17 protein-coding genes and 1 pseudogene are annotated in these 18,952 nt (G+C 70.3%); 11 read left to right on the plus strand and 7 right to left on the minus strand.

Annotated elements, in window-relative coordinates; all coding sequences use genetic code 11:
- The first annotated feature begins 86 nt into the window (after positions 1–86).
- The 3 genes from ACJX2R_RS47985 to ACJX2R_RS47995 all read left to right on the plus strand — a co-directional run bounded on the left by ACJX2R_RS47985 (position 87) and on the right by ACJX2R_RS47995 (position 3,500).
- On the plus strand, positions 87–1,115 hold the full coding sequence (locus ACJX2R_RS47985; RefSeq protein ID WP_413105282.1) for a pectate lyase family protein: 1,029 nt from the start codon (positions 87–89) through the stop codon (positions 1,113–1,115).
- 202 nt (positions 1,116–1,317) lie between these two features.
- Positions 1,318–2,280: an Lrp/AsnC family transcriptional regulator gene (locus ACJX2R_RS47990; protein WP_413105283.1), complete on the plus strand. Its 963-nt coding sequence runs from the start codon at positions 1,318–1,320 to the stop codon at positions 2,278–2,280.
- A 122-nt stretch (positions 2,281–2,402) separates the two neighbouring features.
- Positions 2,403–3,500: an alkene reductase gene (locus ACJX2R_RS47995; RefSeq protein ID WP_413105284.1), complete on the plus strand. Its 1,098-nt coding sequence runs from the start codon at positions 2,403–2,405 to the stop codon at positions 3,498–3,500.
- Positions 3,501–3,646: 146 nt separating this feature from the next.
- Here ACJX2R_RS47995 and ACJX2R_RS48000 read toward each other — a convergent pair whose 3' ends face one another.
- The 5 genes from ACJX2R_RS48000 to glyA form a co-directional block, all read right to left on the minus strand.
- On the minus strand, positions 3,647–4,261 hold the full coding sequence (locus ACJX2R_RS48000) for a sarcosine oxidase subunit gamma (protein WP_413105285.1): 615 nt from the start codon (positions 4,259–4,261) through the stop codon (positions 3,647–3,649).
- Positions 4,254–7,169, minus strand: a complete 2,916-nt coding sequence (locus ACJX2R_RS48005) for a sarcosine oxidase subunit alpha family protein (protein ID WP_413105286.1) — start codon at positions 7,167–7,169, stop codon at positions 4,254–4,256. Before ACJX2R_RS48005 ends, ACJX2R_RS48000 begins: the two co-directional genes overlap by 8 nt.
- Entirely contained in the window at positions 7,166–7,462 is a 297-nt protein-coding gene (locus tag ACJX2R_RS48010) for a sarcosine oxidase subunit delta (RefSeq protein WP_020865506.1), read from the minus strand. The genes ACJX2R_RS48005 and ACJX2R_RS48010 overlap by 4 nt, the downstream gene beginning before the upstream one ends.
- Positions 7,463–7,529: 67 nt before the next feature.
- Positions 7,530–8,750, minus strand: coding sequence for a sarcosine oxidase subunit beta family protein (locus ACJX2R_RS48015; RefSeq protein WP_413105287.1), 1,221 nt, complete (start codon positions 8,748–8,750; stop codon positions 7,530–7,532).
- Entirely contained in the window at positions 8,747–10,063 is a 1,317-nt protein-coding gene (gene glyA, locus ACJX2R_RS48020) for a serine hydroxymethyltransferase (protein ID WP_413105288.1), read from the minus strand. The genes ACJX2R_RS48015 and glyA overlap by 4 nt, the downstream gene beginning before the upstream one ends.
- Before the next feature lie 96 nt (positions 10,064–10,159).
- On the opposite strand from glyA, the gene ACJX2R_RS48025 reads away from it, so the two are divergent.
- The gene (locus tag ACJX2R_RS48025; RefSeq protein WP_413105289.1) at positions 10,160–10,825 is read left to right on the plus strand and encodes a GntR family transcriptional regulator; all 666 of its coding nucleotides are present in this window, start codon (positions 10,160–10,162) and stop codon (positions 10,823–10,825) included.
- Between the two features lie 35 nt (positions 10,826–10,860).
- On the opposite strand, the gene ACJX2R_RS48030 is transcribed toward ACJX2R_RS48025, so the two are convergent.
- Positions 10,861–11,220, minus strand: a complete 360-nt coding sequence (locus ACJX2R_RS48030) for an FCD domain-containing protein (protein ID WP_413105290.1) — start codon at positions 11,218–11,220, stop codon at positions 10,861–10,863.
- 65 nt (positions 11,221–11,285) lie between these two features.
- Between ACJX2R_RS48030 and ACJX2R_RS48035 the strand changes: the two are divergent.
- The 3 genes and pseudogenes from ACJX2R_RS48035 to ACJX2R_RS48045 all read left to right on the plus strand — a co-directional run.
- Positions 11,286–11,339, plus strand: a pseudogene (locus ACJX2R_RS48035) (hypothetical protein); the annotation flags it as partial.
- A 17-nt stretch (positions 11,340–11,356) separates the two neighbouring features.
- Positions 11,357–12,556: an RNA-guided endonuclease InsQ/TnpB family protein gene (locus ACJX2R_RS48040; protein WP_413106139.1), complete on the plus strand. Its 1,200-nt coding sequence runs from the start codon at positions 11,357–11,359 to the stop codon at positions 12,554–12,556.
- 402 nt (positions 12,557–12,958) lie between these two features.
- Entirely contained in the window at positions 12,959–13,243 is a 285-nt protein-coding gene (locus ACJX2R_RS48045; protein WP_413105291.1) for an aldehyde dehydrogenase family protein, read from the plus strand.
- A 46-nt stretch (positions 13,244–13,289) separates the two neighbouring features.
- Here ACJX2R_RS48045 and ACJX2R_RS48050 read toward each other — a convergent pair whose 3' ends face one another.
- A complete protein-coding gene (locus tag ACJX2R_RS48050; protein ID WP_413105292.1) occupies positions 13,290–14,237 on the minus strand; it encodes a methionyl-tRNA formyltransferase in 948 nt (315 codons plus the stop codon).
- A gap of 235 nt (positions 14,238–14,472) precedes the next feature.
- On the opposite strand from ACJX2R_RS48050, the gene ACJX2R_RS48055 reads away from it, so the two are divergent.
- The 4 genes from ACJX2R_RS48055 to ACJX2R_RS48070 are packed head-to-tail and all read left to right on the plus strand — an operon-like array spanning position 14,473 to position 18,879.
- On the plus strand, positions 14,473–15,828 hold the full coding sequence (locus ACJX2R_RS48055) for a lysine N(6)-hydroxylase/L-ornithine N(5)-oxygenase family protein (RefSeq protein ID WP_413105293.1): 1,356 nt from the start codon (positions 14,473–14,475) through the stop codon (positions 15,826–15,828).
- Between the two features lie 17 nt (positions 15,829–15,845).
- The gene (locus ACJX2R_RS48060; RefSeq protein WP_413105294.1) at positions 15,846–16,904 is read left to right on the plus strand and encodes a FecCD family ABC transporter permease; all 1,059 of its coding nucleotides are present in this window, start codon (positions 15,846–15,848) and stop codon (positions 16,902–16,904) included.
- Positions 16,901–17,962 carry a FecCD family ABC transporter permease gene (locus ACJX2R_RS48065; RefSeq protein WP_413105295.1) on the plus strand — a complete coding sequence of 354 codons (1,062 nt, stop codon included), beginning with the start codon at positions 16,901–16,903 and terminating at the stop codon, positions 17,960–17,962. Before ACJX2R_RS48060 ends, ACJX2R_RS48065 begins: the two co-directional genes overlap by 4 nt.
- A gap of 41 nt (positions 17,963–18,003) precedes the next feature.
- Positions 18,004–18,879, plus strand: a complete 876-nt coding sequence (locus ACJX2R_RS48070; protein WP_413105296.1) for an ABC transporter ATP-binding protein — start codon at positions 18,004–18,006, stop codon at positions 18,877–18,879.
- Positions 18,880–18,952 lie beyond the last annotated feature (73 nt).

Genomic DNA, 18,952 nt, shown 5'->3' on the forward strand with positions numbered 1-18,952 from the left:
TGAGCCGGGTGTGGCTTCGACGTCTGTGTGGCCCACGCCGGCTGTGGCTTCGACCAGCCCTTTTCCCCCACGATGCTGGAGAAAGCATGACTTCACCTACCGCGAGCCATCGCAGAAACCGCCGCCGGCCGTACACCGTGCTGGCCGGGGCGGTCGTCCTGGGCGGCTCCCTGCTGGGTCCGCAAGCACTCTCCGAAGACGCCACCGCCGCCCCGGCCGTCAAGGCGTGGCCGGACGAGGCCGACGGGTTCGCTTCCCTGGGCGGCGGCACCACCGGCGGGGCCGCGGGCAAGACCGTCACCGTCACCTCCTTCGCCGAACTGGAGAAGTACGCCACCGCCCAAGACCCCTACGTCATCAAGGTCGGCGGGACGATCAAGTACCCGACGATGGGCAACGAGGTGCGCGTGGCCTCGAACAAGACGGTCATCGGTGCCGGAACCAAGGGAGAGATCGTCGGCGGAGGCTTCTTCCTCAAGAAGGGCGTCAGCAACGTCATCATCCGTAACCTCACCATCCGCGACACCCGGATGCCGGACGACGACCCGGACGACGACAGCTACGACTACGACGCCATCCAGATCGACACCGCCGACCACATCTGGATCGACCACAACCGCCTGGAGCGGATGAACGACGGCCTGATCGACAGCCGCAAGGACACCACGAACCTGACGGTGTCCTGGAACATCATCAACGAGAACCACAAGACCTTCGGAATCGGCTGGACGGACAACGTCACCTCCCAGATGACGATCCATCACAACTGGTTCAGTGGCACCCAGTCCCGCAACCCGAGCATCGACAACGTGGCCAACGCCCACCTGTACAACAACTATCTACAGAACACCGGCAGCGGAAACTGGTCGCGGGGCAAGTCCAACACCGTGATCGAGAACAGCTACTTCAGGGGCGTCACCGACCCGTATTACAAGGATGCCGACGCCCAACTCGTCGTCCGTGACAGCGTCGTGGTCGACAGCAAGGGCAAACAGCAAACGGGCGGTGGCGGCTTCGACCCGCGCAAGTTCTACGACTACACCCTCGACGACGCCGAAGACGTCCCCACCATCCTCAAGGACGGCGCCGGACCGCAGCCCGACATCGGCAACTAAGGCCCGCCAAGACGTTGGTTCTGACCGACGGCACGAGCACCGGGCGCACCGACGCAACCCGTCGGTGCGCCCGGTCGGAGGTGACGGCGATGCGATGGGCGGAGACTGGAACCCTGATACGTAGTTGGCGGAGCCCATCGGGCGTGGGGTACGGGTAGCACACGGGTCGCGCCGGATGAGTCGGATCGGTAGGACGGGACACATGTTGGACGCGGTCGAACGCGGGCTGCTGCAAGCGCTCCAGATCGATGGGCGGGTCGCGTTCTCGCTGGTCGGTGCGGTGCTGGGGGTTTCGGACCAGACAGTGGCGCGCCGGTACGCGCGGCTGCGGAACGAGGCGGGCGTTCGGGTGATCGGTGCGGTGTGGCCGGAGGCGGTGGGGCGGCAGCTGTGGCTGGTGCGGGTGCGGTGCGTACCGGAGGCGGTGGCGGGGCTCGCGCGAGCGCTGGCGAAGCAGGCGGAGACGTCGTGGGTGCAGATCGCCTCGGGCGGCGCGGAGGTCCTGTGCATGGTTCAGACGGTGACGGACCCGCCGGCCGCGGAGTCGACCGTGCTGTCTCGCCTGCCCCGCACGCCCCGGGTCACCGGAGTGAGTGCGCACCGCGTGCTGCACCCGTTCTTCGGTGGAAGTGAGAGTCCGCTGACGAAGAACGGGCCACTCACGGCGGAGCAGTGCGCGCGGCTGTCGCCGCCGGCGGCGAAACGCGTGTCCGGGCCGGTGGAACTGTCAACGGAGGACAACGCGTTGCTGGAGGCGCTCGCGCTGGACGGGCGGGCCGGGTTCCGGTCGCTGGCCACGGCGACGGGCTGGTCGCAGACGACTGTGCGGCGGCGGCTGGCGGAGCTGCGCTCGGGCGGGGTGGTGTACTTCGACGTGGACGTCGACCCGGCGTTGCTGGGGTCGTGGACGTCGGCGGGGTTGTGGCTGACGGTCGCGCCGGGTGAGCTGGCGGCTGCGGGTGAGGCGCTGGCGGAGCATCCGCAGGTGAGCTTCGCGGCTGCCACCACCGGCGTGTCCAACCTGTACGCGAGCGTGCAGTGCCCCACTGGCGCGGCGCTGTACGAATACCTGACGGGCCCGGTGGCGGCATTGCCCGGGCTGCTGTCGGTGGAGACCGCGCCGAGTATGCGGGTGGTCAAGGGGGCGTCTCCGATCGTCGGATAGCGCCGCGTACGAGGCCCTCCGTGTCGGATAGCGCCCACTGGGGCGGTGTTTCTGCCGCGGGGCTCAGCGCGAGGGGATTGTGGCGGGGCACGAAAACACATCGCTCCGAGAAAGAACTCCCGATGCCGAACGCATTCGACCCGATCTCCATCGGACCGCTTACCCTGCCCAACCGCGTCGCCATGGCCCCGCTGACCCGCCGCCGCGCCTACGGCGACGGCCTGTCAGCGACCCCGCTCATGGCCGAGTACTACCGGCAGCGCGCGACCGCCGGGCTGATCGTCGCCGAAGCCGCCCAACCCAGTCATGTCGGCCAGGGCTACACCGACACCCCCGGCCTGCACGACCCGGCGCAGGTCCTGTCCTGGCGCCCGGCCACCGACGCCGTGCACGACGCGGGCGGCCGGATCTACACACAGCTCATGCACGCCGGCCGTAACAGCCACCCCGAACTCCTCGGCGGCGGGCTGCACCCGCTCGCGCCGTCCGCGTGTGCCGCCGAAGGCGTCGTGCGCGTCCACGGCGGCGAACCGGCCGTGCGCAAGCCGTACCCGATACCGCAAGTCCTGACCATGCGGGGCGTCGCGGATACCATCGCCGACTTCGCCGATGCGGCCGCGAACGCGATCGACGCCGGGTTCGACGGTGTCGAACTGCATGGAGCCTACGGTTACCTCATTCAGCAGTTCCTCTCCGGCAACGCCAACCGCCGCACCGACCGTTACGGCGGCAGCGTCGCCGGGCGCGTCCGGTTCCCGCTCGACCTCGTTGACGCCGTCGCCGCGCGCATCGGATCCGAGCGGCTCGCCCTGCGGATCTCCCCCGGCTGCACCGCGTTCGGCCTCGACGAGCCGGACCTGCACGAGCTCTACCTGACCCTGGTCGACGGTCTGCCACGCGACCTGGCCTACCTGCACGTATTCGAGTTTCCGGGCCACCGCGACCTCACGGTGAAACTGCGGGAGCACTGGGAAGGAGTGTTCATGCTCAATCCGCACGAGACTCACCACGACTGGCCCGCCGGCCCCCGGCAACTGCGCCTGGTCGACGACGGGCTGGCGGACATCCTCTCGTTCGGGACGCTGTTCATCTCCAACCCCGACCTCGTGCACCGCCTCCGCCTCGGCGCGCCGCTCGCCGAGGCCGACGAGACCACGTTCTACCGCGGGGACCACCGCGGCTACACCGACTACCCCTGCCTGGGGGAAGTCCTCTCGTGACCGCTGTCCGGCTCCACATACGCCAGCTTGATCTCCATTGGAGTTCCTCCCCTTTGGCCGGGTTCGGTGCGTGTGTGCCTCCAGATTGCGTCGTGCGTTTGGACGAGGACTGGACGTCCGGTGGACACGGCCGCGCCGGGCCCCTGTCAGGGCACCTCAGGCCCGCGGTACTCGCTCATCGCGTCGATGAGCCAGCGCGCCAGATGGTCGGCGAACGAGGACCGCGGGAGGAGCCGGTACGTCGGCGCGTCGTCGAGCTGCCGGAGCAGCACCGGGACGGGGCCCACCGTGGTCGACACCGCCCGGCCGGGGCCGAAGGCCCGGGGGTGCAGGTCCAGCCGGCAGCCCTTCTCCAGCACCTGGCGGGCGGCCGGGCCGCTCAGCTCCAGCGTGGTGCGGTTGGCCGAGACGTCCACGACCGAGCCGGGGTCTCCCGCGAGCGCCTGCCGCAACTCGGCGGTGTCGATGGGCTCTTCGGACAGCACGAGCCACTCGTCGGGGCCGAGCCAGGCGACCGTGAGGGGGCCGGACCCGGTGGTGTGGCCGCACGCTCGCGGGAGTGGTGCCCCCAGGGTCTTCTCCATGCGGCCGGCCGCTTCGGACGCGGGGTCGAGGCGCAGGTTCACCATGGAGATGAACGGCCGCTCGGCCAGCGTGACGCCGCGGGCGCCGGTGACGGCGGCCGCGCGCATCCGGTCCGCCAGATGTGCCAGGGGGCTGGTGCGCAGCGCCACCGGGCTCGCGTCGGTCGGCTCAGCCATCTCGTTTGGTCCCTTCGGGGTCGTAGAGCACGGGTTCGGTGACCTGGACGGGGACGAGGTCGTCGCCGACGGGGGCGAGGAGCGTGTCCCCGACGCGGTCCCGCCCGGCGGCGACCAGGGCGAGGGCGAACGGACGGCCCAGCGCCTGGCTGTGGTAGCTGGAGGTGACATGGCCGAGCATCGGCACCGGCCCGGCCTCGGGGGTGACGGGCACGTTCGGCGCGATGAGCTGGGTGCCCTCGGGCAGCCGGGTGCCGCGATCGGTCGGCAGCAGGCCGACCAGGTGCTTGCGGTCGGGCCGGGAGGTGTCGGGGCGGGAGTACGAGCGCTTGCCGATGAAGTCCTTCTGCTTGGAGACCACCCAGGACATGCCCGCGTCCTGAGGGGTGACGGTGCCGTCGGTGTCCTGGCCGACGATGATGTAGCCCTTCTCGGCCCGCAGGACGTGCATGGTCTCGGTGCCGTACGGGGTGATGTCGTACGGTCGGCCCACCGCGTACACCTCCTCCCACACCGCCAGGCCGTACCACGCCGAGACATTGATCTCGTAGGCCAGTTCGCCGGAGAAGGAGATCCGGCAGATGCGGGCCGGGATACCGGAGGCCAGGGTGGTCTCGCGGAGGGCCATGAAGGGGAACGCCTCGTTCGACAAGTCGACGTCGGGGGCGAGATGGGCGACCACCTCGCGTGACTGCGGGCCGACGACGGCGATCGTCGCCCACTGCTCGGTCACCGAGGTGCAGTGGACGTCGAGCTCGGGCCACTCGGTCTGGAGCCACTCCTCCAGCCAGTCCAGGACTCCGGCGGCGCCGCCGGTCGTGGTGGTCATGAAGTAGCGGTTCTCCTCGAGGCGCAGCGTGACGCCGTCGTCGAAGATCATGCCGTCCGGCTTGCACATCACGCCGTAGCGGGCCATGCCGGGCCTCAGCTTCTTGAAACCGTTGGTGTAGACGCGGCCCAGGAACTCCCCGGCGTCCCGGCCCCAGATCTCGATCTTGCCGAGGGTGGAGGCGTCCATGAAGGCCACCCCCTCACGGGCGGCGCGGCACTCGCGGGCCACGGCCGAGTCCATGTCCTCACCGGGCCGGGGGTAGTACCAGGGGCGCTTCCACTGCCCGACGTCCTCGAACACCGCCCCCTGGGCGACATGCCAGTGGTGAATGGAGGTCATGCGCTCCGGGTCGAACAGCTCACCGCGCTCCCGCCCGGCGAGGGCGGCGAAGGCGACCGGCGTGTACGGCGCCCGGTAGGCCGTTGTGCCGATCTCTCCGGGTGACGCGCCCGCGCCGAGGACTTCGGCGATGACACCGATCGCGTTGACACCGGAGGTCTTGCCCTGGTCGTTCGCCGTGCCGAGCGAGGTGTAGCGCTTGACGTGCTCGACACCGCGCATGCCCGAGCCGGTGGACCGCCGGATGTCGGCGACGGTGGCATCGCGCTGAAGGTCGACGAAGTGGGTGTCCCAGCCGCCGGGCTCGCCCTCGGGGTCGGGCACCAGCCACAGTGCGCGGATCGGGCCGGCGCTTCCGGGCCGGGCCTCGTCCGGCGACGGCAGGGGGACCGGGAACCCGGCGTCCGTCGCGGCCAGCGCACCGGCCCGCGCCCCCTCGGCCAGACAGCCGTCGAGGTCGTAACGCCCCCGGGCCGCGCCGACGACCCGCTGGTCCCGTACGGTGCCGTCGGGCACGAACGCGACCAGGTCCGCGTCCCAGCGCAGCCTGCCCTGGCGCTGGCTGTGCAGATGCACCACCGGGCTCCACCCGCCCGACACGGCGAGCAGGTCGCAGTCGAACGACTCCGGCTCGCCGGTGAGTCGACCCTCCTCGTCGAGGGCCTGGACGGTGACACCGGTGAGCCGGCCGCCGCCCGCGGTGCCGACCACCGCACTGCCCGTCAGCACCCGTACCCCGGTCGCCGTCGCGACCTCGGCGGCCCGGCGGGACAGCTCGGGACGGGCGTCCACGACGGCGGCGATGCCGATCCCGGCGGCGTGGAGATCGGCGACCGTGTCATAGGCGCTGTCGTTGGTCGTGCTCACCACGGCCCGCGAGCCGGGAGCCACGGCGTAGCGGTTGACGTACGAGCGCACGGCCGCGGCGAGCATCACCCCGGGCCGGTCGTTCCCGGCGAAGACCAGCGGACGTTCGTGGGCGCCGGTCGCCAGGACCACCTGGCGGGCCCGGATGTGCCACAGCCGCTGGCGCGAGACGCCCTCGGAGGGGTCGGGCGCGTCGGCGCCGAGGTGATCGGTGCGCCGCTGCACGGCCAGCACATAGTTGTCGTCGTAGGCGCCGAACGCCGTGGTGCGGCGCAGGACGACGGCCTCCGGGGCGGCGTCGAGCGCCGCGCGGACCTCGGCGACCCACTCGAGGGCGGTCTGCGCGCCGACCCTCTCGGCGCGCCCGGACAGCAGCGAACCACCGGGCTCGGGCTGGTCGTCGAGGAGGATCACCCGGGCGCCGGAGCCGGCGGCAGCGGCGGCGGCCGCGAGCCCGGCCGGTCCGGCGCCGATGACCAGGACGTCGGTGTGGACGTACTTCTTGTCGTACACGGCGGGGTCGGGAGTGGGGTCGAGCCGCCCCATCCCCGAAAGCGTCGTGGCGGACAGCCCGTCGTACAGCTCAACGGCCGTCGCCGGAAGCATGCCCTCCGAGCAGGAACCGGCGAGCTGCACCAGGGCGTTGGGCTCCTCGACGCCCGCGGCGACGATGGAGCGCGGGCGGCCGCGGTAGATCGACGGGGCGACCTCGGCGACCCCGTTCGCCAGCATCGCCGAGGCCACGGTGTCCCCGGGATGCCCGGTCAGCTCCCGTCCGTCGACGGTGAACCGCAGTACGGTGCCGCGCTCGATACGGCCCCCCTGCCGGAGCCGACAGGGCTGGTCGGGCCGGCGGGGCTGGTCGGTCATCGGTTTCCTCCGGCCTGTGGCAGTTCGGGGCGGGGCGCGTCGAGCCGGTAGGAGGCCAGCACCTCGTAGCTGACGGTGTCGCGCAGGACGTTGAACCAGCGGCGGCAGCCGGTGCTGTGCGTCCACCGCTCGGCGAAGGGGCCCTTGGGGTTGTCCCGGTAGAAGACGTACGCGGCCCACTGCTCGTCGTCGAGGTCGGCGGGGCGCTCGGGGTAGGGGACATGGGCCTGTCCCCCGTAGTGGTACTCGGCCTCGTCGCGAGGACCGCACCATGGGCAGGTGATCAGCAGCACGGTGTCCTTCTCTCAGCGGGTTCTCGGCGGGCGCTCGGTGGGTGCTCGGTGGGTGCTCGGCCGGTTGTCAGTGGGCCACGGCCGCGGCGCCGTGTTCGTCGATCAACGCGCCCGTCGCGAAGCGTTCGAGCGCGAAGGGGGCGTTCAGCGGATGCGGCCCGCCCGTGGCGATGGTGTGCGCGAAGGTCCAGCCGGCGGCCGGGGTGGCCTTGAACCCGCCGGTGCCCCAGCCGCAGTTGACATAGAGGTTCTCGACGGGGGTGGTGCCGATGATGGGGGAGGCGTCCGGGGTGACGTCGACGATGCCGCCCCAGGTCCGCAGCACATGCGCGCGGGCGAAGACGGGGAACAGCTCGACGGCGGCGGCCATCTGCTGCTCGATGACGTGGAAGGAGCCGCGCTGCCCGTAGCCGTTGTACGAGTCGACGCCCGCGCCCAGCACGAGTTCGCCCTTGTGCGCCTGGGAGACGTAGACATGCACATGGTTCGACATGACCACGGTCGGGTGGACCGGCTCGTGCAGTTCTGAGACCAGCGCCTGGAGCGGATGGGACTGCACCGGCAGCCGGAAACCGGCCAGTTCGGCCAGCACACTGCTGTGCCCGGCGGCCGCGAGCCCGACCCGGCCGGCGTGGATGCGGCCACGGCTGGTCTCGACGCCCACCACCCGGTCGCCGTCCTTGAGGAAGCCGGTGACCTCGCACCCCTGGATCAGGTCCACCCCCATGGCGTCGGCCCGGCGGGCCAGCGCCCAGGCGACGTGGTCGTGCTTGGCGATACCGGCCCGCGGCTGGAAGGTGGCGCCGAGGACCGGATAGCGGGTGCGGGGCGAGACGTTGAGGATGGGGCAGACCTCGGCGACCTCGTCCGGTGCCAGCCACTGGGCGTCCACGCCGTTGAGGCGGTTGGCGCCCACCCGGCGCACGCCCTCGCGGACGTCCTGAAGGGTGTGTGCGAGGTTGAGGACGCCGCGCTGGCTGAACAGGAAGTCGTAGTCCAGCTCCTCCGGCAGCCCCTCCCACAGCTTGAGCGCGTGCTCGTAGATCGCCGCGCTCTCGTCCCACAGGTAGTTGGAGCGGATGATCGTGGTGTTGCGCGCCATGTTGCCGCCCGCCAGCCAGCCCTTCTCCAGGACGGCGACGTTGGTGATGCCGTGGTTACGGGCCAGGTAGTGGGCGGTGGCCAGGCCGTGGCCGCCCGCGCCGACGATGACGACGTCGTACGAGGAGCGCGGCTCGGGGTTGCGCCAGAGGAAGTCCGGGTGCTCCGGCAGCGGCTGGGCGGTCATGCCGCGGCTCCGTTCAGACGGGGGTAGAGGGGGAAGGCGGAGGCGAGCTTGTCGACCCGGTCGCGCAGCGGCCCCACGCGCTCGTCGTCGAGCCGCTCGTCCTTCAGGGCCTGGGCGATGATGTCGGCGACCTCCCGGAACTCGGCCTCGCCGAAGCCGCGGGTGGCCAGGGCCGGAGTGCCGATCCGCAGCCCCGAGGAGACCATCGGCGGACGGGGGTCGAACGGCACCGCGTTGCGGTTGACCGTGATGCCGACGCGGTGCAGCCGGTCCTCGGCCTGCTGCCCGTCGAGCGTGGAGTTCCGCAGGTCGACCAGGACCAGATGGACCTCGGTGCCACCGGTCAGCACCGTGATCCCGGCCTCGGCCACATCGTCGGCCAGCAGCCGCCCGGCGAGGATGCGGGCGCCGTCCAGGGTGCGCCGCTGGCGCTCCTTGAACTCCTCGCCCGCCGCCACCTTGAAGGCCACCGCCTTCGCCGCGATGACATGCTCCAGCGGGCCGCCCTGCTGGCCCGGGAAGACCGCGGAGTTGATCTTCTTGGCCAGATCGGCGCGGCTGAGGATGACCCCGCCGCGCGGGCCGCCGAGGGTCTTGTGCGTGGTGGTCGTCACGACGTCGGCGTACGGCACCGGGTTCGGGTGGAGGCCCGCGGCCACCAGCCCGGCGAAGTGCGCCATGTCGACCATCAGGTACGCGCCGACCTCGTCGGCGATCCGGCGGAAGGCGGCGAAGTCCAGCCGGCGGGGGTAGGCCGACCAGCCCGCGACGATCATCTTGGGCCGGTGTGCGAGCGCGAGCCGCTCGACCTCGTCCATGTCGATGCGCAGATCGGACTCGCCCACGTGGTAGGGCACCACGTTGTAGAGCTTGCCGGAGAAGTTGATCTTCATGCCGTGGGTCAGATGGCCGCCGTGCGCGAGGTCGAGGCCGAGGATGGTGTCGCCGGGGGAGAGCAGGGCGAACATCGCGGCCGCGTTGGCCTGGGCGCCCGAGTGCGGCTGGACGTTGGCGGCCTCGGCGCCGAAGAGCTCCTTGACCCGGTCGATGGCGATCCGCTCGACCACGTCGACGTGCTCACAGCCGCCGTAGTAGCGGCGGCCGGGGTAGCCCTCGGCGTACTTGTTGGTCAGGACCGAGCCCTGGGCCTCCATGACCGCCGACGGAGCGAAGTTCTCCGAGGCGATCATCTCCAGGGTGGACTGCTGGCGGCGCAGCTCGGCCTCCACCGCGGCGGCGACGTCCGGGTCGAGTTCGCTGAGCGGGAGGGTGAGCGGGGAGGCGAATGTGCTGGTCGACGGAGTGATTGCCATCTGTGCACCATCCTGAGAGCCAACTAATGGGCAACTGATATATCAGCCTCTGCGGTAAGGTATGAGAGCTCGCGAGACAGGTCAAGGGGGCATTTCATGCAGCAGGTGGCGACCGAATCCGCGGGCGAGGAGCTCTCCCTCGCCGAGCGCGCCTATCGCGCCATCCGCGACCGGCTCGTCATGCTCGAGATCCGCCCGGGCGCGCCGATCAACGAGGACCAGCTGGCGCAGTCCCTCGGCGTCGGACGCACTCCGGTGCGCGAGGCGCTCAAGCGGCTCCAGTACGAGCGCCTGATCACGACCTACCCCCGGCGCGGCACCTTCGCCACCGAGGTCAACATCACCGACCTGGCCTATATCTCCGAGGTGCGCCAGGAGTTGGAGCCCCTGGCCGCCGCCCTGGCCGCGCGGCGCGCCACGGCCGCGGACCGCGCGACCCTGACGGCCGCCCTGCGGGAGCTGGAGGGCGCGGAGTCACCTCAGCGCGACGCCGCCGAGCTGATGCGCCTGGACCTCCAGGTCCACCGCGCGATCTACGCCGCCACGCACAACCCGTACCTGGAGGACACGCTCGTCCGCCACGACAATCTGGCGACCCGCATCTGGTGTCTGTTCATCGACCGCCTGTCCGACATGGCCGGTCACGTCGGAGAGCACGGGCCGTTGATCGAGGCGGTCGTCGCCGGTGACCCCGACAAGGCGGCACAGCTCGCCCACAGCCATGTCGAGGGCTTCGAACGGGCGATTCGCGCCGCCATCTGAGACGGGGGCCGGGCGTCCGCGGCGTCCGGCCGCACTCAGTGCGTGGCGCCCCGCGCATCCTCCCGGTGCAGCCGGGGCCTGCCCGCCAGCGTGGTCCACAGGTGCGGGGCGACATCGTCCTCGGGGAGTTGGGCGATCATGAAACGGACACAGCGTTCGATCTTGACCCGCCACAGGCGGGCCGCCTCGTTGCCGTCGGCGTTGCGCAACGCGTCGAAGACGGCGGTGTCCTCGTTGGTGATGGCGTCGCACGCCTGGCTGTAGTCCATGCGCAGAACCGTGACGAACATGCGCAGCCGGGCCGTGAGGCGTTCGAAGGTCTGAGCGGCCTGCGGGAGGTCCGCGGTGCGCGCGAGCGCGTCCTGGAACCGCAAGTCGACTTCGCGGATGCGCACATGATCGTCGTCCCGGGCGGCGGCCCGGACCTCTCCTGTCGGCCGGTGGCGACGGCTGGCGGTGGATGCTCGCCAGCGCCACGCTGCCCGCCACCTTCATCGTGCTGCTGCGGCTGGGCATGCCCGAGTCCCCGCGCTGGCTGGTGAACAAGGGGCGCGCCGAAGCGGTCAGCGCACAGCGCTGGCGAGGGCGTTCGGATGCGCGCGGGTGGTCTACAACGACGCGCTCCGCGCTCGGGAGACCGCCCGTAGCGAAGGCATGCCGTTTCCGAAGACCGGCGACCTGTCCAAGCGGCTCATCACCGGGGCCAAGCAGACACTGGAGCGGTCCTGGCTCGGCGAGGTTTCGGCGGTCGTCCTCCAGCAGTCCCTGAGGGACCTGGACACCGCGTACCGGAACTTCTTCGACGGTCTGAAGGGCAAGCGCCCGCGCATGGGCGCGCCCCGGTACAAGTCGCGCAAGGACACCCGGCAGGCCGTCCGGTTCACCGCGAACGCCCGCTGGTCGATCACCACGGGCGGAAAGCTGCGCCTGCCGAAGATTGGCGACCTGAAGGTGAAGTGGTCCCGCGCGTTGCCGTCGACGCCGTCCACGGTGACGGTGGTCAAGGACTCGGCGGGCCGGTACTTCGCGTCCTTCGTCGTGGAGACCGGTCCGGAAGAGGTGCTGCCGGAGACGACGCCCGAGCTGGGCATCGACCTCGGCCTCGGGCACTTCGCGGTCCTCTCCGACGGCCGGAAGGTCGACAGCCCGCGCTTCCTGCGCCGGGCCGGGAAGCGCCTGAAGAAGGCGCAGCGCGCGCTCTCCCGCAGGGAGCAGGGCAGCAGGAACAGGGACAAGGCCAGGGTCCGCGTCGCTCGGGCACACGCCCGTGTCGCGGACGCGCGCCGCGAGTTCCACCACCAGCTTTCCACGAGGCTGATCCGCGAGAACCAAGCGGTCGCCGTGGAGGATCTGGCGGTGAAGGGACTCGCCCGCACGCGCCTGGCCAAGTCCGTTCGCGACGCGGGATGGTCGGCGTTCGTGAGCATGCTGGAGTACAAGGCCGCCCGGTACGGGCGCACCTTCATCCGGATTGGCCGGTTCGAGCCCACGTCGCAGGTGTGCTCGCGGTGCGGAGTGAAGGACGGGCCCAAGCCCCTGCACGTGCGCGTGTGGACCTGTGGGGCATGCGGGGCGGTTCTGGACCGGGACATCAACGCGGCGGTCAACGTCGCCAAGGCGGCCGGACTGGCCGTGACAGCCTGTGGAGCGCGAGTAAGACCGGGACTCCTCCCGGCACCGCGCAGCGAAGCAGGAACCCACTCGACACCGCAGCGTTCAAGGACGCGGTAGGCGGGAATCTCCCACCTACAAGGGGAGAGGATGTCAATTCAGCCTGGTGTGGAACATCGGGGCCGGTCTTTCCCAGAGCATCCTCGGCGGGGCGTCCACCCTCACCGAGAGCATTGCCGCGGCGCTGTCGGACCGGGTGCGACTGAACGCGAGCGTCGACGAGATCGTCCAGAAGAAGGCGTCGGTAATCGTCCGCTACCGGCAGGACGCCGCCGAGCAGGAGGTCGAGGCGCGCTGCGTGCACCGCCGGTCCCACGACGGCCACCGTTCGACGCGCGGCAGACGCACCGCCCCTGATCACCGGGGCCGACCTCCCTCCGGCCCGGCACTTCGTCGACGGGCCCTTCCCCGAGTGCCCACCCCGAAGGAGCCGAAGTCGCCCGCGAGGAGGTCTTCGGCCCCGTGGTCACGGTCGAGACCTTCGCCGACGAGGAGGAAGCGGTACGGCGGGCCAACGACGTCCCGCTCGGCCTGTCGGCCTCCGTATGGACCGAGAACGCCCGCCGCGGCCACGACGTCGCCGCGCGCCTGGACTTCGGAACCGTCTGGGTCAACTCGCATCTGGTGCTGGCCGCCGAAGTCCCCTGGGGCGGATTCAAGGGATCCGGCTACGGCCGGGACCTGTCGCCCTACGCGCTGGACGACTACTCGCGCACCAAGCACGTCATGCACCACCACGGTCGCTGATCCCGTCCCCGTCCTTCGCCCACGGCGTCCGGCTGCCTCGACTCCTTCAGGGGTGGCTGGTCAGATAGCCGCCCATGGAGGTGAAGTACTCCGTGGCGCCCATCTCGCGGCCGTCCTCGGTCCGTACGCGCGTGATGGCCAGACCGTGATTGCGGCCGGTGCGGGCGTCGGCTCCGGCGACGATCGCCACGCCGTCGCCCTCGCGGTAGAAGATGCGGCCGGGGGTGCCGCCGTACCGGCCCCGGGAGACGACCGCGGTCAGGATCTCGAGGCGCTTGCCCTTGTGGAAGGTGTAGGTGCTGGGGTAGGGCTCGGACTGGGCTCGGACCAGGCGTTCGAGGTCCTCCGCCGGCCAGGTCCAGTCGATGCGGCTGTCCTCGATGGACCGCTTGTGGAAGAAGCTCGCCTGGGACCGGTCCTGCTTGGTGAACTCCGTCTGCCCGGCGGCGATGAGACCGAGCGCGCCGATGGTGACCGGCGCGATGAGGTCGACGGTCTTGTGGAAGAGGTCGGTGGCGGTGTCCGTCGGTCCGACCGGCACCGCCTCCTGCCGGACGATGTCGCCGGCGTCGAGTTCGTCGTTCATCATGTGCGCGGTGACGCCCACTTCGCGCTCGCCGTTGATCAGGGCCCAGATCAGCGGGGAGAAGCCGGCGTACTTCGGCAGCAGCGCGTCGTGGACGTTCAACGTGCCGTGGCGCGGCAGGCCGAAGATGCGCGGAGGGATCCAGGTCCGCCAGTTGTTCGCCACGATGATGTCCGGGTCGACCTCCTTGAGGCGCTCGAACAGCTCGTCGTCGTCGGGGCGGTTGCGGAGCAGTACCGGGACGCCGTGCTCTTCGGCGAGTTCGGCGACGGAGTCACTCCAGATCTTCTCGTACGCGTGCTCGCTCTTGGGGTGTGTCACGACCAGTACCACGTCGTGTTCGGAGTCCAGGAGGGCTTGCAGGGTGCGGTGCCCCCAGGTCTGGTAGCCGAACATGACGACCCGCATGGGGTTCCTCCTCGAAGCAGGGGATGGCCGAGCAGTAAGTAAAGCAAGGCTTACCTTAGTCCGCAACGGTCCCATCTGATCTCTTAGTTGGTGAGTGCGGACGCTTGAGCGGCGCTATCGACAGTCTCGCGGGTTTAGCTTAGGCTCGCCTAAGTTGCCGCCATGTCGCCCGTCGGCGTGGCCACCGCGACTTCCCCATGCCTGACAGGCGATTGCCCCGCACGATGGGAGTGACATGTCACAGGTTCTTCCTGGTGACGCTCTACCGGTCCACGACCTCATTGGCATCGGCTTCGGACCGTCCAATGTGGCCATGGCGATCGCACTCAGCGAGCACAACGCACGCGTCGGTGGGCGAGAGGCGATCACCGCTCAATTCTTCGAGCAGCAGCCGCGCTTCGGCTGGCACCGAGGCATGCTGATCGACGACGCCACCATGCAGGTGTCCTTCCTCAAGGACCTGGTGACGCTGCGGAACCCGGCCAGTGAGTTCAGCTTCCTCTGCTATCTGAAGAGCAAGGGGCGGCTGATCGACTTCATCAACCACAAGAACCTCTTCCCGCTGCGGGTGGAGTTCCACGACTACTTCGAGTGGGCCGCGGCCCAGGTCGGGGACATGGTCTCCTACGGCCACGAGGTCGTCGGCATCGTGCCCGTCGTCCGCGACGGAGCCGTGGAGTACCTGGACGTGACGGTCCGGTCGGGGGAGGGGCTCGCGGTCCACCGGGCCCGCAACCTCGTCATCGGTACCGGGCTGCGTCCCCTCATGCCCGAGGGCGTGGAACGCGGCGACCGCGTCTGGCACACCTCCGAACTGCTGGCGAGGGCCGACGAGTTGGAGGGCACCTCGCCCTCCCGGTTCATCGTCGTGGGCGCCGGACAGAGTGCCGCCGAGAACGTCGCCTACCTGCACCGCCGTTTCCCCGGGGCCGAGGTCTGCGCGGTCTTCTCCCGATACGGCTACAGCCCCGCCGACGACAGCGGTTTCGCCAACCGGATCTTCGACCCCGGGGCGGTCGACGACTACTTCGCCGCGCCCGAGAAGGTGAAGCGCCGGCTGATGGACTACCACGGCAACACCAACTACTCCGTGGTGGACATCGACCTGATCGACGACCTCTACCGGCAGATGTACCAGGAGAAGGTCCTCGGCGTCGAGCGGCTGCGCTTCCTCAACGTCTCCCGGCTCGCCGACGTCAAGGAGACGCCGACGCAGGTCCGTGCCACCGTGAAGTCCCTCGTCACCGGCGAGGAGACGCTTCTGGACGCGGACGTCGTGGTCTTCGCCACCGGCTACCGCCCGGCCGACCCCCTGGGCCTCCTCGGCGAGGTCGCCGACCGCTGCCTCAGGGACGACGAGGGCCGCTTCCGCGTCGAGCGTGACTACCGCATGGTGACGGACCCCGGGCTGCGCTGCGGCATCTATCTGCAAGGCGGCACGGAGCACACGCACGGCATCACGTCGTCCCTGCTGTCCAACACCGCGATCAGGGTCGGCGAGATCCTGGACTCGCTGCTCGACAGGGGCGTCACATCCGCGTCCGGGGAGGCCCGGCCGACCGCCGACGGCGTCGGCTGCACCACCCGGTAGGGATGACGTACTGAGACATGGGCACGAGTGCGATTGAACGCCCCTTGGCCAGGGGCACGACGGAGGCCCGACGGCGGCGGGTCGTGGGGATCGGCACGCTCGTGGCGCTCCTCGTGTTCGCGGGGGCGGTGTCGCTGGCCGTCGGTGCGCGCGCGTTGAGCCCCGGCGAGGTGTGGCACGGGTTGTTCGCGGCGCCGGACTCCGACCAGCGGCTCACCGAGATCAGGCTCATCGTGCGGACCGTGCGGGTGCCCCGGACGGTGCTCGCGATCGTGGCGGGCATCGCCCTGGGCGTCGGCGGGGCGTTGATCCAGGGGTACACGCGCAATCCGATCGCCGACACGGGACTGCTGGGGGTGAACGCCGGCGCCTCGTTCGCCGTGGTGTCGGTGATCGCCCTGTTCGGGTTCACCGACCCCATCCAGTACGTCTGGTTCGCGTTCCTTGGGGCGGCGGTCGCCGGTGTGGTGGTGTTCGGGCTGGCGAGCATCGGCCGGGGGGCCGGCAACCCGTTGACGCTCGCACTGGCCGGACAGGGGATCACGGTGTTCCTGGCGGCGATGACCACGGCGGTCGCCCTGTCGGACCAGGCGTCGCTGAACGCGCTGCGGTTCTGGAACGCGGGCTCCGTGGCCGGTGTCGGATTCGATGTCATCCGGCCGGTGACCCTGTTCATCGCCGTCGGGCTGGTGCTGGCGCTGACCACGCTGCCCGCCCTCAACCTGCTCAACCTGGGTGACGACGTGGCGCGGGGGCTGGGCGTGAACATCGCGCTGAGCCGGACCGTAGGCATCGTCGCCATCACCCTGCTGGCCGGCGCGGCGACGGCGGCGTGCGGCCCCATCGCGTTCCTCGGGCTCATGGTGGCCCATGTGGCCCGGTATCTGACCGGGCCCGACTACCGCTGGCTGGTGCCGTACGCGGGTCTGCTCGGGGCCGTCGTCCTCCTGGTGTGCGACATCGTGGGGCGTTTGGTGGTGCGGCCGGGTGAGTTGGACGCGGGTGTTGTCGTGGCCCTCCTGGGTGCCCCCTTCTTCGCGGCCCTGGTGTGGCTCGGAAAGTTCAAGAGCACATGAGCGGGACGGATATGAAGCCATCGGTGGCACCGGGCGTGCGGCTCGGTCAGGTGTCGTTCGTGTGGCGGCCCTGGCTCGTGGGCGTCACGCTGCTGTTGGCCGCGGCCACCTTCCTGGTGTTCTGCCTGTCCATCGGCGTAGGGGACTTTCCCATCGGCCTGTCCCGGGTGATCGCGACGATCCTCGGCGGGGGCGAGCGGGTCGACCAGTTCGTGATCATGGACTTGCGGATGCCGCGTGCCCTGGCCGGGCTCATCGTGGGGGTCGCGCTGGGGGTGTCCGGGGCGCTGACTCAGTCCATCGCCCGCAATCCGCTGGCCAGCCCGGACATTCTGGGGATCACCGGGGGCGCCGGCGCGGTCGCGGTGTTCCTGGTGACGGTGTCGGGCGGGACCGCCGCGGCGGTCGTCAGCGCCGTGGGCCTGTCCGCGGCGGCGCTCGCGGGCGGCCTCGGAACCGGACTGCTGGTGTACTTCCTGGCGTGGCGGCGCGGTATCGACGGCTTCCGGCTCATCCTCATCGGCATCTCGGTGAGCGCCGTGATGGAGGCGATCACCACATGGCTGCTGGCCACGGCCGACATCAAGGACGTGGCACGGGCCCAGGCGTGGCTGGTCGGCTCGCTGGAGGGCCGCTCGTGGGGCGAGGTCCGGGTGGCGCTGTGGTGCACGCTCGTCCTCCTGGCCGTCGTGTCCTGTGTCGCGTTCCAGTTCAAGCCGATGCACTTGGGCGATGAGGTGGCCGCCGGCCTGGGCGTCCGGTACTCGATGGTGCGGGCGGTCCTGTTGTTGTGCGCGGTCCTGCTGGCCGCCGTGGCGGTCAGCGCCGCGGGCCCGGTCCCGTTCGTCGCGCTGGTGGCGCCGCAGGTGGCGATGCGTCTGGCGAGGTGCCCGACGCCGCCGTTGGTGGCCTCCGGCATGGTGGGAGCGTTGCTGCTGATCGGTTCTGACCTGGTCGCGCGCACGGCGCTGCCGATCACTCTCCCGGTCGGCGTGGTCACCGCCGCGATCGGCGGCCCCTTCCTCGTCTATCTGCTGGTGCGGGCGAACCTCAGATAGATGGCAATGACGTCAGGCGAAACCTTGAAACAGGGGGGCTTGTGAGAGCCGAGCGCAGCACCGACATCGAGTCCGCGGCCCAGGGCGGTGCGCGGCTCGCGGCCAGAGGCGTCACGGTCGGGTACGGCGGCCGGACCGTCATCGACAACCTGGACGTGACGATCCCGCCCGGCGTGATCACCACGATCATCGGTCCCAATGGCTGTGGCAAGTCCACCCTGTTGCGCACCCTGACGCGGCTGCTCAAACCGGCCAAGGGGGCCGTGGTGCTGGACGGTGAGGACATCGCGGGGCTCAGGACCAGGGATGTGGCGAAGAAGCTGGGCCTGCTGCCGCAGGCGCCGGTCGCGCCGGAGGGGCTGACGGTGGCCGACTTGGTCGCCAAGGGGCGTCATCCGCATCAGAGCTGGCTGCGGCAGTGGTCGTCGGACGACGCCGGTGTGGTGGAGCGCGCGCTGGCCATGACCGGAGTGTCGGAACTGGCCGACCGCCCCGTCGACTCGCTCTCCGGCGGGCAGCGCCAGCGGGTCTGGATCTCGATGACCCTGGCCCAGGGCACCGATCTGCTGCTCCTCGACGAGCCGACCACCTATCTGGACCTGGCGCACGCGATCGACGTGCTCGATCTGGTGGACGACCTGCACGAGTCGGGCCGCACCGTGGTCATGGTGCTGCACGACCTCAATCTGGCCACGCGGTACAGCGACAACCTCATCGTGATGGGGGCGGGTTCGATCCTGGCACAGGGGCACCCGCGTGAGGTGATCACCGCCGAGTTGCTGGACGCGGCATTCGGGCTGCGTGCCACGGTCATTGACGACCCGGTGGGCGACCGGCCGCTCATCGTGCCGATCGGCCGTACCCATGCCCGGCTCGACCAGGTTCCGGGAAGAGAGTCTCAAGTAAGGCTAGGCTAGCCTCACTTGCGCGGGATAAGGTTTGCCTGCCCTTAGTCATGGGTCCAACGGACGGCGCGATAGCAAGGGATTC

This window comes from Streptomyces sp. Inha503 (genome assembly GCF_047215865.1).
Lineage (GTDB): Bacteria > Actinomycetota > Actinomycetes > Streptomycetales > Streptomycetaceae > Streptomyces > Streptomyces lycopersici.

Excerpts from the sequence above, each read along its gene's own strand:
- ACJX2R_RS47985 (WP_413105282.1), top strand. The coding sequence starts at position 87 with ATGACTTCACCTACCGCGAGCCATCGCAGAAACCGCCGCCGGCCGTAC.
- ACJX2R_RS47990 (WP_413105283.1), top strand. The coding sequence starts at position 1,318 with ATGTTGGACGCGGTCGAACGCGGGCTGCTGCAAGCGCTCCAGATCGAT.
- ACJX2R_RS47995 (WP_413105284.1), top strand. The coding sequence starts at position 2,403 with ATGCCGAACGCATTCGACCCGATCTCCATCGGACCGCTTACCCTGCCC.
- ACJX2R_RS48000 (WP_413105285.1), bottom strand. The coding sequence starts at position 4,261 with ATGGCTGAGCCGACCGACGCGAGCCCGGTGGCGCTGCGCACCAGCCCC.
- ACJX2R_RS48005 (WP_413105286.1), bottom strand. The coding sequence starts at position 7,169 with ATGACCGACCAGCCCCGCCGGCCCGACCAGCCCTGTCGGCTCCGGCAG.
- ACJX2R_RS48015 (WP_413105287.1), bottom strand. The coding sequence starts at position 8,750 with ATGACCGCCCAGCCGCTGCCGGAGCACCCGGACTTCCTCTGGCGCAAC.
- glyA (WP_413105288.1), bottom strand. The coding sequence starts at position 10,063 with ATGGCAATCACTCCGTCGACCAGCACATTCGCCTCCCCGCTCACCCTC.
- ACJX2R_RS48025 (WP_413105289.1), top strand. The coding sequence starts at position 10,160 with ATGCAGCAGGTGGCGACCGAATCCGCGGGCGAGGAGCTCTCCCTCGCC.
- ACJX2R_RS48050 (WP_413105292.1), bottom strand. The coding sequence starts at position 14,237 with ATGCGGGTCGTCATGTTCGGCTACCAGACCTGGGGGCACCGCACCCTG.
- ACJX2R_RS48055 (WP_413105293.1), top strand. The coding sequence starts at position 14,473 with ATGTCACAGGTTCTTCCTGGTGACGCTCTACCGGTCCACGACCTCATT.
- ACJX2R_RS48060 (WP_413105294.1), top strand. The coding sequence starts at position 15,846 with ATGGGCACGAGTGCGATTGAACGCCCCTTGGCCAGGGGCACGACGGAG.
- ACJX2R_RS48065 (WP_413105295.1), top strand. The coding sequence starts at position 16,901 with ATGAGCGGGACGGATATGAAGCCATCGGTGGCACCGGGCGTGCGGCTC.